The organism is Novosphingobium fluoreni (assembly GCF_014196615.1).
GTDB lineage: Bacteria > Pseudomonadota > Alphaproteobacteria > Sphingomonadales > Sphingomonadaceae > Novosphingobium > Novosphingobium fluoreni.
The window spans coordinates 267,294-280,462 of the sequence record NZ_JACIDY010000004.1; the positions used below are offsets into that span (position 1 = coordinate 267,294).

The window sequence follows — 13,169 nt, forward strand, 5'->3', positions numbered from 1 at the left end:
CCGCTATCAAAACGTGACGCGCGCGCCTGCGTAAAATGTCCGGCCGAGCACGTCATACACACCTGGATTCGTGTTCGATTGTGAAAAGGAGTCGTACACCGGGGGCTGCGCGTTGGTCAGGTTGTTCACACCCAAACGCATTGAGAATGCCTTTGACACCGCAACGGCAAGGTTGAGATCGAAATAGTTGATCGCCGGGACGCGCGTGCTGCGATCATCGGTGCCGATCAGGCCGACATCGACCATCCCATCGATATAGCGATGCTGCAGGCCAATGCTGAACCCACCATTCAGGTACGTCAGCGTCTCGACACTTCGCCACTTCGGATAGCCGATATCGCCGATATAACCCCTGTAATTAACGTTGGGGTCGCCCGGGAAAGTTTGGATTTCAAAGGCGAGAAGTCGCGTTGCCGCTGCTGCGAGATGCAGGCTTCCCGCGCGATCGGATATCCCGAGTGCCGACAGCGGGACATTCCAGTCCAACGCTATGTCGAGACCCGAGGTTTTGTATCTTCCAAGGTTCTGGTTGGTAAGCGAGAAGGAGTTGATTTGCCCGGTACTGGTGCTGCGACCGAACAGCGAACAATAGATGTTGCCCGGATTATACGTGGGATTCGAACCGTCCAAATTGTAGCACCGCTGCAATGCGGTCAGGCCGTCGATCGTCCCGACCACCTTCGAGATGGTGATATTGTAATAATCGACCGAGATACTCAGCCGATGGAGGATTGGCGCGTCGAACCCCGGCGTCACGACCACGCCCGCCGTGTAGGTGTCTGCGGATTCCGGACGTAGGTTCGGGTTGCCACCGGTCACGCCACCGTCCACGATCTGCGTGTTGTCGAAGGTGTATCGATCGACAATGGTCGATGGCAGGCCTTGAGCAATACAAAGGCCCCTTACCTGACTCGCACTGGCGCCGGTCCGATAGGCGCCGTTAACATCGCACGGATCACCTTGGCCGGTAGTGCCGGCCGCGCCGATCAGCGGCGATGTCTGGCTCTGCGGTGCGAACAGTTCCCCGACCGACGGCGCTCGCACGGCACGCGCATAACCGCCCCGGAACCGCAGGGCATCGACGACTTCCCACGATCCTTCGACGCGATAGGTTTTGATACCGCCGAACGTGTTGTAATCGGAGTAGCGAAAGCCGGCGTCGACCTCGAGCTTCTTGATCGCCGGCAGGTCTGCCAGGATCGGCACGAGAAGTTCTGCAAAGGCTTCCTTGACGGTGATCGCGCCATCTTCCGCCGGCACCACGCCGTTCGAGAAGCTGACGACGTCACCGGCGAGCAAAGCGGAATCGGGAGTGAACCGATAGCCGTCCTTCCGATAGTCCGCTCCGGCAGCGAATTTCATCATGCCGCCCGGCAGCTTAATCAGCGACCCCTGGATCGTGCCCTCGACTACGCTCTGATAGGTTCTGGTGTTTCGGATCGTATCACGACGGATATAGGAGGCGCAGGCACTGCCGGCTTGGTTTCCAAACACGTTGAGTCCGCCTGAGCAAAGGCTGCGCCCCCCGTCCCGCGCGTAAAGTAGTGTCTCGAGGGCGCCGACGCTGAAGCCGTTACGGTCGCGTTCCTCCGCCGTCACCTGCGCATAAGAGCCGTAGGCGTCCCATGTCCAGTCGCCGATCGGCAGCCTGCCGCTGGCTCCGCCCGCGGTGCGGAATTCGTTATATTCGGTCGATGCGGTGCGGAAGCCGACATCAGTAAAACGACGGGTGATCGTGAAATCTGCCGCCGGATCGGGGCGTGATGCCAGGACGGTGGCAAGGTCGGCCGGGATAAATGGGTTCGTCGCCGGCGCGGTGAAGGTAAATCCGGCCGGCGCATATTGTGCGCGCGACGTGAAGTGCTGAAAATTGGCCTCGAGGAACACCGTGGTGTTGTCCCCGACCTCGTGCTCCACCCGGCCATAGGCACTTAGGCGCTCGATCGGCAGGATGAGGCCGTTGTTGCCGCTGGAATTGTAGCGGATACGGTTCGACACCAACACGTCCGGGGCGCTGCCGCGATAGTTGAGGGCGCTGCTCGAATATGTAAACAGCGAGCCGTCATTGTTGAAGGCAAGGTTGGTGCCGCCATTGACGCGGCTTGGCGCGACTCCATAGCGGGTGAAGATACCTTTTACGGACGTATCCGAGGGCTGGTTGTCCGCATCGACGATGAGGGCCCCGTAAGGTAGGCTAGATGACGGTCGAACGATGCTGGAAAAGGCGCGATCGCTGTTGTTGACGGCATCACGCTGCTGGTAGCCGATTGACAGTACGGCATTGCCCCGACCGTCAGAGAAGTTGGATCCGACGGTCGCCGACGTTTTGAACGTGTAGCCGTCGCCACGCGCGCTGATGCCATTCTGTGCGTCGAGCCGTATGCCCGAGAACCGATGGTTTATTTTGAAGTTCACGACACCAGCGATGGCGTCGGAACCGTAAGCGGCAGAGGCCCCGCCGGTGATGGTTTCGACGGATTCGATCAGTGCATCGGGAATAATGTTGATATCGACCGCACCGAGATCGGTCGATGCCGGCAGCCTGTGCCCGTCCATTAGCACGAGCGTCCGGTTTGATCCGAGGCCGCGCAGATTGAGAGTGGTTATACCGCCCGACAGATTGTCGTTCGTTGTCGCCCCGGTCCCTGGTGAGAACTGCGGAAGACGATTGAGAGTGTCTTCGAGCGTGACCGCGCCCGTCTGGTTGAAGGCGGTGCCGCTGATCGTCGCGATCGGGCTGTTCGCCACCGTGTCCCTCCGCGAGATGCGGGAACCCGTGACCACGATGTCTGCAACGCCGGCGCGCGCACCGTCGGCCTGAGGCAAACCGCCGGCCGAAGTAGCGGTCGCGCCGGGGGACGGCGAATTCGGCGAGGTGGTATCCGGCTGGCTCGATGGCTGCTGCTGGGCAAAGGCTGGCACACCGAGGATGGTCGAGGACAGCAGGGCGACCACGACCGCACCCCTCGCTGACATTACCTGTTTCATTGATCCCCCTCTGTCTGATCGTCCATTCCGACACGCGGTGTGTCCGAGCCTCGTCGCGAGGCTCGCCACAACATCGATCCCTCCGGAAACCTGCGCCCCCCGGTAGCGCCCGCTTTGCCAAGCGCATTCCGAGTCCGCTGTCGTGAAGTTTCACCGAATCAGACTGTACTGCAAGTAATTTTCTTCGAAATGTCTTATTTAGAATAATCTCATTTTATATCAGTGTCATAAAAAGAATGATGTCGATGTGTTGACAGCGCGTGAGACTTCACCGCATTAATCGTTGTGAAAAGCAGTCAGCGCTGATCGGGCGGTGGTTGGCCGGTGAGGGCCGGCGTCAAATGAGGGGAGGCTGGTCTTGAGGCGCTTTTTTAAGGTCATGGCCGGCTGGGCTGCGATCGCAGCGGCGCATGCGCCCCTTTCTGCGAAGACGACGATCATTCACGCCGGAACGCTCATAGACGGGCGTTCGCCGTCACCAATAAAGCATGTGTCGATCGTCATCAACGAGCAGCGCGTGGCGCGCGTCGCACCCGACTTCATAACCGAGATCGGCGCCGACGTTATCGACCTTTCGAGCAAGACCGTGCTCCCGGGCCTGATCGATTGTCATGTCCATCTGACGGACGACGACAATCACTGGGATGACCCGCGCAGTACGACGGAGCGACCTTATGGAGAGAGGGCCGTCGTCGCCGCAGCGCACGCAAAGGCGACGCTCGAATCGGGCTTCACCTCGATACGGAACCTTGGCAGCCCGACGGAAATCGACCGTGATCTGAAGACCGTGATCGATCGCGGCGAGACGCCGGGGCCGCGTATGTGGGTGTCGCTTCAGCCGATCGGACCGACGGGTGGCCATTCCGATCCGGCCAACGGGCATGGCGACTCGAACGATCCCGATCGCCGCTTCGACGTTGCCGACGGCTCCGATGCCGTGCGTGCAAGCGTCCGGGATCATATGCGACGCGGCGCGACGGTCATCAAAATCATGCCGAGCGGCGGTGTCGGGACCGTAGGCGACAATCCGAATGCCCAGCTTATGACCGATGACGAGATCAAGGCGGCGATCGACACCGCCCACAATCTCGGATTGCGTGTTGCGGCGCATGCACACGGCAAGGCTGCGATCGACGCCGTAGTGCGGGCCGGGGTCGATTCGGTCGAACATGGCACCTTCTCGGACGACGAAACGTTCGCGCTGATGAAGGCGCATGGCACCTTTCTCGTCCCGACGATGCTGACCAACTACGACCTCTTGCGATCGGTTCGGCTCAATCCCAACCGCTTCCCGCCCGATTTCGCGGCCAAGATCGGCAACGTCTCACCGATCAATCTCAAAATGGTCGCCGCCGCCCACAAGGCAGGCGTCAAGATCGCCTATGGCACCGATGCTTCGGGCTTCGTGGGCTTTTCCGACGAGGCCCAGGAGTTCGCATTGCTGACTGCCGCCGGCCTGACGCCCATGCAAGCGATCCAGACCGCCACGAGTAATGCTGCCGCCCTGATCGGGGAAAAGGACATCGGCATCGTCGCGCCTGGGGCGTATGCCGATATCATTGCCGTCGACACCGATCCACTCGTCGATGTCCGCAGTCTCGAACATGTGTCGTTCGTGATGAAAGGCGGTGTCGTCGTTCGTGGTCTATCGGCCAACCGATCCACCCTTTCTAATTAGGACGGCCAAACCGAATGCTCGTCATCACCAACCAGGAAATTCAGCAGCACGTTGGCGCCGCGGTCGTCATCGATGCTGTCGAAAAGGCGTTCGCGGCGTTTGGACGCGGCGAGAGCAAAGTCTTTCCCGTCGCCCGCGGGTCGGGCTCCGATCCTTGCCACATTACCGCGATCAAATCCGGCTTCGATGCCTCGACCGGGTTCATGGGGGTGAAGGCCGCCTCGTATAACCCTGGAAACCGCGCACGGGGGCTCGCGTCGCATACGTCGACGACCCTGCTGATCGACGATGTCACGGCAGAAGTCGTGGCGGTCGTCGAAGCGGGATATCTCAACGGCCTGCGGACGGCGGCCGCCGATGCGATCGCGGTCAAGTATCTGGCGCGGCCGGATGCCCATCGGCTGGGGATCATCGGGCTGGGCGCACAGGCGGTCTTCGAGATTGAAGCCGTGGCGGCGGTCCGGCCGATCGACACGGTCTATGCCGCACGTCGGGCGGGCGCCGATACCGATCGCTTCGCCCAAGCGGTAAGGGAGCGAACCGGGCTCATAGTCGAGTTTCGCGACGTCGAGGATCTCGCGCGCCAAGCGGACATCATCGTGACTGCAACGCCCGCAACCTCTCCCGTCCTGCGTGACGAATGGATTCGGCCCGGCACTCATGTGTCTGCGATGGGCTCAGACAATGTCGGCAAGATGGAGCTTCCCGTCGAGCTCGTCGCGCGCAGCCTGTTCTATATGGACTATCCCGAGCAGTCGGCAGTCATCGGCGAGGCCCAGCATCTGTTGGCTGCGGGCCAGGCGACGCTTGCGGACCTGCGTCGCCGCTCGCTCGGCGACTTGATCTGCGCAACGGTATCCGGTCGCTCGTCTGCCGACGACATCACCGTCTTCGATTCGTCGGGGATCGCGATCCAGGACATCGCCGCGGCGCACGCGGCAATGACGATCGTTCGGTCGGTGCGGTCGGCATGAGCGTTCGTTGGCCTGCGATCCTGACGGGACACGAGCATAGCGGGCTCGTCAAAGTCCGCGTCACGAATGAGTCGAATTGAAATGGGCGGGATGATGAGACCAAGCGGGACAGATCGGTCGACCGAGGGTGCAGGCGAAGCCGGGGCGCGTTCGGCCTCGGTAAAAACGGGCCGCAGCAAAGCTGGCGCGACGCGTCGCAGCGATCGTCCTCTTAGCGATCAACCGGCGATCCCGTTGCGTGCGCATGCCTATGACAGTGTCAAACAGCGCATCATCGATCTGACCTATCGTCCTGGCGCATCGCTCAACGAAGCGCAGATTAGTGCGGACCTGGGAATCGGCCGGACGCCCGTTCACATGGCCATCATGCGATTGGCGCAGGAAGGCCTGATCGAGATCGTACCCCGTCGCGGCCTGATCGTCGCGCCGCTCACCATCCGCGACATCCAAAGCCTGTTCGAGGCGCGGCTGGTGAACGAACCTGCTGCCGCGCGATTGGCGGCAAGCCGCGCGAGCGAGGAAGAGCGCGCATCCCTTACGGCTGGGATAACCGAGGGCCAGGTGTTGGGTCGCAACGGTGCGCGTGAGGCCCTGATGGCAATCGATCAGAATTTTCACGCGGCCGTCGCGCAGGCAACGCGCAATTCCATCCTCGAACAGCTGCTGCGCGGTCTGCACGATCGGGCGCGACGCTTTTACTATATTTCCTGGAATTTCGACAGCGGCCTGGAGGTCGACACCATGGCCGAGCACCGTGACGTCGTTGACGCCATCATCAGGCGCCGCCCTGACGATGCCGAAGCCGCTATGCGCAATCATATCGAGTCGTCGGCAAGAGTTTTTGGCGGCCTCCAAGACACGGTCGGGGATCTGTTGCGGACGAGCCGTTGATTCGCGATCTGTTACTGATCTTTCAAGCCGCCGAAACGCGCTTGATCCATGTCGGATAATTTAGGCATGCAAAGTTCTATCTCGACGTCTGAACCGGCTGAAGCGGGACATCTGACCCGAACGATCGGGCTGTTCGATCTTGTCATGATTAGTGCCGGGTCAGCGCTCGGGTTCAGTATTTTCTCGGTTCTCTCTCCGGCAGCCGCGATCGGCGGTTCGGGCATTCTGGTGACGACCGTTCTTGCCGCCATGCCAATGGCGGTGTTCGGGCTGGTCTACGCCTTTCTTGCATCCGCAAACCCACGATCCGGCGCGTCGTTCGAATGGCCGCGAGAATATCTCCATCCGTTCGTTGGCTTCTTTTTGTCGTGGTTGCGGATTTTCGGTAGCGTCGGCCAGCTGACGACGGTCAGCCTTGTTCTGGTGCAATATGCCTCGATGGTCGTGCCGCTGCCGGTAAAGCCGGCGATGTTCGCGCTGTTTGTCATTGTCTTTCTCGTCAACCTTGCGGGACTGAAGGTCGCCGCGAAGGCGCAATCGATTCTGATGATCGTCCTGCTCGGGACACTGGGTATCTTCGTGGTGACCGGAATTGGCGCAATCCGGCCGGACAACATCTTTCCGCTCGCACCTGCAGGGTTGTGGCCGATCCTTCTTGCGGCACCGATCATGATCAACTTGTTCATGGGGATCGAAAGCGCGACGGAGGTCGGCGAGGAGGTCGTCAACGCCGAACGCAATGTCCCGCTTGGCATCCTCCTCTCGCTCCTGGTCATCGGAGCCGTGTATCTGTCGGTCGCCGTTGTCGCGCTCGGGCTGGTTGGCGCCAAGGGCCTCGCAGCATCGTCAGCCCCGTTGGTCACCGCAGCCGGGCGATCGATCCCCTCGCTCGCGCTCACGTTGATCGTCGGTGCTGCCATTGTGTCGCTCGCCAAGTCGTTGAACGCATCCTTCCTGATCTTTTCGCGCGCCTTCTACGCCATGGGCCGGGCCGGGGTGATGCCACCGGCGCTCGCGCGACTGTCGGGCGAGGCGGCCGTCCCCCGGGTCGCGATCACCGCGTCCTTCGCCTGCCTTGTCGCGGGCCTCTGTCTGCCCTCCAATCTCGTCTTTCTGTTTCTCGCCTCGAACATTCCCACGATTCTGAAATATCTGACCGTTTGCCTATGTGGCGTCAAAGTCTCGAAATGGCGGCCTGATGTGCTGGCTGCCGCCCGGATGCGGCTCAGTGGAACCTCAGTGTTCGCGCTGTCGCTGCTGGGTGCGGCAACCGCGCTCGGCTTGTTCGCACTCGGCTACGAAACCGATTGGCGGCCCTATGCGCTGATCGGTGTATGGGGGGGGATCGGTACGCTTTACTGGGTCTACCGTTCGAAGCTCGGTGCGGTCGCCTGATCGTGCCGGATGACCTTCCGCATCAGGGCTGGCATCGGCCGGAACCGACCGTCCGCAAGGCCTTCGGTCAGCACTTCAAACTCCACGGAATTTGGCTCGACAGCGCCTATCAGCACCCGATGAGTCTCGAGAGCATCCAGGCGATCCAGGACTATCTCGCTTGCAGAACCAATGCTGCGGTCGCTTCGCACACCGCGCGGGAACAGGATCGCGTCCAATCGCTCTTCGCCCGCCTGGTGAACGTGCGGCCACACGAGGTCGCATTCGTTCCGACGGCTACCACCGCCGAGAACCTGATCGTTTCTGCACTCGGAATAAGAGCCGGCAACCGGATCGTGACCGACGAACTGCATTATACCGGTTCGCTCTATATGTATCATCAGCTGCGGAAGACCGGCGTCGAGGTCGACGTGGTTCGCGCCCGGCAGGGTGTGGTCTATCTGGAGGATGTCCAGGCGGCGCTTGCAAGGGGTGCCAGGCTGCTTGCCGTGTCCTGGGTTTCCGCGTGGAATGGCCATAGGCACGACTTGGCGGCGCTATCGGCACTGGCCCATGCCCACGGCGCCCGCGTCTATGTCGACCTGATGCAGGGCGTCGGTGCCTTACCGATTGACCTTGACGCCAGTGGCGTCGATTATGCCGCAACATCATCCTATAAATGGCTCATGGCGGACCTTGGTCTTGGGTTCCTTTACGTGCGCGGCTCCGCGTTGCCAGAGCTCACCGCCACGCAATTCGGAGCGCGTCAGGTGGCGACCTCCGACGGCGCATCGCAGGACTGGCGGACGCGGCCGGGAACCGCTGGCAAGTTCGAAGTCGGATCGATCTCGAACATCGTCGTGGCATCGCTGACCAGTTCGCTCGAATTTCTGACGTCGGTCGATCTCGACGCGATCGTAGCGGCGCGCCAGCAGATCCTTGAGCACATCGGGTCGGAGGCAGCCAAGCTGGGACTGAAACAAGCAGGATTCGCATCGCATGGGCCTATCATCGCCTTCCACTGCGCTGACTGCGGCTCGATCAAGGCAGCGTTGCAGCAGTCCGGCTGCTATGTCACGTGCTCGGAAAATCGCATACGATTTGCGCCGACGCTGTTCAACACCGTGGACGATGTAGATGCCGTGATGCGCGTTTTCCACAAGACCTTAAGGTAGCTGACAAGTCGGTCATCATAACTAGACGGCAACCAACCAGTTGGTGGTCGGGGCGACGGCTAATGTTCGATGCTCGTTTTCCGTACCTGCACAGCCTGAGGCCGAACCTAGCTCCGACGAATGTCATCGTCGAATAGAGTAGGATCGTCAGCAGGCACCCCATGCGCGCTTGCCCTTCCAGGCCTGACGACCTTCGGCGACACGGGTGATGCGAACGATCTGCCGCTTCTTCGTGCCGAGCCGGAGCTCCGCCGCATCGAATATCCGATCGACGACATAGTAGCGCCCCCGGACGCGATAGTTGACCAGCTCGGCTTCGCCGGTCGGCCCGACGATGAAGAGCGGGGGCGCATCGCCAACTGCAAGGCTGGCAGAAAACTCGATGAAGGTCTGCCGGCCGTCGTCGAAGGCGCGCAGCGGTCGCCATGCCGGCTGGTCGCCGCTCACCGTGTAATTGAAATGCAGACTGTAGACCGCGAGCCCTTCCGAGATCGGCGCCGCTGCGACCGCCTGCTTGGCAGCACGTCTGAGCGCAATCAGCTGATCGGCCGGATAGGTCCAGGACAGCGCAGCCATGGCGGTGCGCAACGTTGCGGTGAGCAGAAGGTGATAGCTGCGCCGATCGGTCAGGATGATGATGTTCGTCGCAAGCCCCGAGGCGAACGGCTTCGCAACAAGCGCATCTTTCAGGAGCTGGTAAACAGCATCGCCCATTTGGGGCTCAAGAAGCCGATCACCGTGAGCCAGCGACCGGGGAAGGCCCGGTTCGACCTTGTTTGTGGCCAAGGGCGCCTCGAGGCCTTCATCGCACTCGGCCAGACGGAGATCCCAGCGATCGTGATCGATGCGGTCGAGTAAGACTGCTTCGTGATGAGTCTGGTCGAGAATCTGGCCCGGCGCCAGCACAGTCCGCTCGAGCTGGTGCATGCCATAGGAGCACTGCATGCACGCGGTTACTCCTACGCCGAGATCGCGGCCAAGGTCGACTTCTCGGTCGAGTATGTAAGTGCTATCTGCCTATTGCTTGATAATGGCGAGGAAAAGCTGATCGCCGCAGTTGAGCGTGGGGTGATCCCGCACACGATCGCGATGGAAATCGCCCGAGCCAAGGACGGCGAGGTCCAACGCGCGCTTGCCGAAGCCTATGAGGAGAAAACGATTCCTGGGAATCAGGTGCTGGCAATCCGCAAGATCATCGATCAGCGCAATACGAGCGGCAAGCAGCTTCACAAGCGAGGCTCGAGGCCTGGCCGTGTTCAGAAGCCCGTGACGTCCGAGGGGCTGATCCGCGCCTATCAGCGCGAGACGGAGCGACAGAAGTTGCTCATCAAGCGCGCTTCGCTCGCACGTAGCCGGCTGCTGTTCGTTGCCAATGCCATGCGCCGCCTGCTCTCTGACGAGCATTTCGCTACGCTACTACGCGCCGAAGGCCTCAGCACTCTCCCGCGCGCGCTCGCCGAGCGCATCGAACCCGCATAGGGGCAGCATGTCGGAACTGGTGAAGATCGCCTTCGAGCAAAAGGTTCTGATCCTGCCGATCGTGGATCTGTTGCCTACCAAGGCCTTGCCGGCAGGCGTGCGCGACACGGTTAAATATCGCCGGATCGCGGCTTCGGTGGCCGAGGTCGGCCTGATAGAGCCGTTGTCGATCGCCCGACAGAAGGACGGGAGCTATCTGCTGCTCGACGGTCATATGCGGCTCGATGCACTCCGGTTTCTAGGAGCCGCCGATGCGGCATGCGTCGTGGCCGATGATGACGAGTCCTTCACCTACAACAAGCGGGTGAACCGCCTCGCTACGATCCAAGAGCATTATATGATCGTGAGGGCACTCGATCGCGGCGTACCCGAAGAGAAGCTGGCGCGCGCACTAAACGTCGATGTGAAGGTGATCCGGCAGCGACGGCATCTCCTGGCCGGGATAAGCCCGGATGTCGCCGAACTGCTTAAGGACAAGCCGGTAGGGCATCACGCCTTCCAGAAATTGCGCAAGATGAAGCCGATCCGCCAGCTGGAAGTGGCCGAGCTCATGGTCTCAGCGAACAATTACACGGTGAGCTATGCCAAGGCGCTGCTCGCCACATCGAAGCCCGCCGATCTCCACAAGCCCGATGAGCTGAAGAAGGCAACCGGGTTATCGGCCGAGCAGATGACCCGGCTAGAGCGTGAAATGGCATCGGTAAGCGAGGACTATAGGGAGCTCGAAGCCTCCTATGGCGACGACATGCTCGTTTTAGTGGTCGCCTCGGGTTTCCTCGAACGTCTCCTCTCGAAGCCCGAAATTGAGAGCTTCCTGGCGCGCCGTCACCCCGAATTTCTGGAGAATTTTCGCTCTATCGTGCAGGCGACGTCGCTCGATCAATCGATGTCGACCTGACGCCCTCTTGGGGCCCGGGACCCAAAAAGCGCCGGGACCGTCGGAGAAGCCGCCGTGTGGGGCGGATCAAGGGCGGTGGCGGGGATGGCGGCGAACCCGCTCGGAGCCCGCTAGGCCAGCCGCCATAGGGCTGGCTGCGTGCCGTTTATTCGGCATGATGGCCAAGGAGCGCGCCGATCTGAGGCGCCGATCGGCGCGCTCCATATCGCAGGAAGTTGATTAGCCCCACAATTCGGCGGATACAGTGCCAGAAGAGCTTTGTCGCAAGACACCTAAGAGATTGATTCTGTGGTCGAATAATAGACTTACGAAGTCGCCAAGGGCATCAATAGCACAATCTGGATTGGTGGGGAAAGGCTGGGACGTAGATGAACTGGCGGTTCGAGTCCTTCTCGGCATCGGGCTGGTTGGAGCTTTGTCCGAAATACACCTACAAATTTCGGACAGATAAGCGGGTAGGCAAATCCTATGTCAGGGACTTCTCCAGCGCGCTGAGAACCGCCCCATGGCGCTCCGGGCTGGCTTCACGGAATTTGCGGATGTTCATCAGTTTGAATTGCGGCGCGGGCAACTCGGCCAGCGCTGCGATTAGAAAGCGGCTCCAGTCCGGATCGCCTGCCTCGAAGGACAGGAGGAACACGCGATCGTCATCGGTAAACACTTCGCGAAGCGCGCTGACTAGTCGCTCGAGCGTTGCTTGGTGATCGTCATACGTGAAAGGCTCGAATGGCATGCATTCGAACTGGAACCGAAAGGTTTCGCGCTGATCCTTGCGCGCGGGATCGACGAGCTCGGCGATCGGGCGCCCATGGCTTACGAAGCCGGCGATCGCGCCCAGGCGAACTTTGTCCGTCAGGCCTTCCTGATCGAGCAGACGCCGGACGTCGAACAGGTCGCGGGGATGCTGCCGATCAACCGCCGCGCAGATTTTTCCGCCGAACAACTCGCCGTGTGACACGCATCGCGCCTCCGCAAAGACTTCGAAATGTTCCTGCACTTGGTTGGAACAGGCCAAGTCACGCACGGGGAACAGGTGACCCCGGAGCGATGGGTTGACCTCGATCTTCACGTGCGTGCGGACGCGCTGGCAATTGAGCTTCACTTCCATGCCCTCGCTGCCCTGTCGCGCCTGGGTGACGCGGGTCGGCGGCAATCGCCGTTCGATCTCCGCGCCTATGGGTTAACCCGGGCCGCCGCGTCGTTTCTCTGCGCAATGACGTGGGCATCGTTACACCTGATGAGGCCGCCGTTCTTGCCGTCGCCGAGAAGGATGTTCGAACAGAGCAGGAGCAGCTGGCGGATGGGAACATGCGTGCCATTGAGCGCGGCGATGCGGATCAACTGCGAGAGCCTCAGCCGCAAGGACGGATCATCCGACTTTGCCAGTATGGCAAGGTTGCGACGGATCGGACATGTGCCTGCGATGAACAAAATGTATCCATTACAACGAACCCAGTCCGGGTGGCCGACGATCGCGTCCACCACCTCACCGAACAGGGCGTCGTGAGGCTGCCGGCTTCCACGAGCTTTCACCCGGCGTGCCGTCATCGGGATGGGTGGAGAAGGTATATCCCATCGCGCAGCCGTGATGGCGCGAGTAGTAGGCGGCAGCTCAGCGCGTGTACTAATCACGAAGATTATACCCCCGTCGCGCGTACAGACCGCGTATCACGTCGCGGAATCGATCAAGCGTGAACGTCCCGCCTGAAAGC

At 61.0% G+C, this 13,169-nt stretch carries 12 protein-coding genes; 8 read left to right on the forward strand and 4 right to left on the reverse strand.

The genetic code is table 11. From position 1 onward, the window contains the following. Positions 1-6 precede the first annotated feature (6 nt). A complete protein-coding gene (locus GGR39_RS10360; RefSeq protein ID WP_343055853.1) occupies positions 7-2,955 on the reverse strand; it encodes a TonB-dependent receptor domain-containing protein in 2,949 nt (982 codons plus the stop codon). Between the two features lie 391 nt (positions 2,956-3,346). Here GGR39_RS10360 and GGR39_RS10365 point away from each other — a divergent pair, with 391 nt between their 5' ends. The 5 genes from GGR39_RS10365 to GGR39_RS10385 all read left to right on the forward strand — a co-directional run bounded on the left by GGR39_RS10365 (position 3,347) and on the right by GGR39_RS10385 (position 9,080). After that, positions 3,347-4,666: a metal-dependent hydrolase family protein gene (locus GGR39_RS10365; protein ID WP_221226074.1), complete on the forward strand. Its 1,320-nt coding sequence runs from the start codon at positions 3,347-3,349 to the stop codon at positions 4,664-4,666. A gap of 14 nt (positions 4,667-4,680) precedes the next feature. Continuing rightward, positions 4,681-5,640: an ornithine cyclodeaminase family protein gene (locus GGR39_RS10370; RefSeq protein WP_183617049.1), complete on the forward strand. Its 960-nt coding sequence runs from the start codon at positions 4,681-4,683 to the stop codon at positions 5,638-5,640. A gap of 81 nt (positions 5,641-5,721) precedes the next feature. Next, positions 5,722-6,531, forward strand: a complete 810-nt coding sequence (locus tag GGR39_RS10375) for a GntR family transcriptional regulator (RefSeq protein ID WP_183617050.1) — start codon at positions 5,722-5,724, stop codon at positions 6,529-6,531. A gap of 48 nt (positions 6,532-6,579) precedes the next feature. Next, the gene (locus tag GGR39_RS10380) at positions 6,580-7,926 is read left to right on the forward strand and encodes an APC family permease (RefSeq protein ID WP_183617051.1); all 1,347 of its coding nucleotides are present in this window, start codon (positions 6,580-6,582) and stop codon (positions 7,924-7,926) included. Beyond that, positions 7,866-9,080: an aminotransferase class V-fold PLP-dependent enzyme gene (locus GGR39_RS10385; protein ID WP_281374479.1), complete on the forward strand. Its 1,215-nt coding sequence runs from the start codon at positions 7,866-7,868 to the stop codon at positions 9,078-9,080. The genes GGR39_RS10380 and GGR39_RS10385 overlap by 61 nt, the downstream gene beginning before the upstream one ends. 147 nt (positions 9,081-9,227) lie before the next feature. Here GGR39_RS10385 and GGR39_RS10390 read toward each other — a convergent pair whose 3' ends face one another. Then, positions 9,228-9,866: a TrbG/VirB9 family P-type conjugative transfer protein gene (locus tag GGR39_RS10390; RefSeq protein ID WP_484549388.1), complete on the reverse strand. Its 639-nt coding sequence runs from the start codon at positions 9,864-9,866 to the stop codon at positions 9,228-9,230. Between GGR39_RS10390 and GGR39_RS17255 the strand changes: the two genes are divergently transcribed. From GGR39_RS17255 to GGR39_RS10400, 3 genes are read left to right on the forward strand one after another with little or no spacing between them, the layout of a single operon-like run. Further along, positions 9,813-9,938, forward strand: a complete 126-nt coding sequence (locus tag GGR39_RS17255; RefSeq protein ID WP_484549389.1) for a ParB N-terminal domain-containing protein — start codon at positions 9,813-9,815, stop codon at positions 9,936-9,938. The genes GGR39_RS10390 and GGR39_RS17255 overlap by 54 nt on opposite strands. Positions 9,939-9,950: 12 nt before the next feature. Beyond that, on the forward strand, positions 9,951-10,559 hold the full coding sequence (locus GGR39_RS10395) for a plasmid partitioning protein RepB C-terminal domain-containing protein (RefSeq protein WP_221226076.1): 609 nt from the start codon (positions 9,951-9,953) through the stop codon (positions 10,557-10,559). A 19-nt stretch (positions 10,560-10,578) separates the two neighbouring features. After that, positions 10,579-11,457, forward strand: a complete 879-nt coding sequence (locus GGR39_RS10400; protein ID WP_343055854.1) for a plasmid partitioning protein RepB C-terminal domain-containing protein — start codon at positions 10,579-10,581, stop codon at positions 11,455-11,457. Positions 11,458-11,923: 466 nt separating this feature from the next. Here the strand turns inward: GGR39_RS10400 and GGR39_RS10405 are convergent, their stop codons facing one another. Both GGR39_RS10405 and GGR39_RS10410 read right to left on the reverse strand, forming a co-directional pair. After that, a complete protein-coding gene (locus GGR39_RS10405; protein ID WP_221226077.1) occupies positions 11,924-12,610 on the reverse strand; it encodes a nucleotidyl transferase AbiEii/AbiGii toxin family protein in 687 nt (228 codons plus the stop codon). 20 nt (positions 12,611-12,630) lie between these two features. After that, positions 12,631-13,005 carry a hypothetical protein gene (locus tag GGR39_RS10410; RefSeq protein WP_183617054.1) on the reverse strand — a complete coding sequence of 125 codons (375 nt, stop codon included), beginning with the start codon at positions 13,003-13,005 and terminating at the stop codon, positions 12,631-12,633. Between the last annotated feature and the right edge of the window lie 164 nt (positions 13,006-13,169).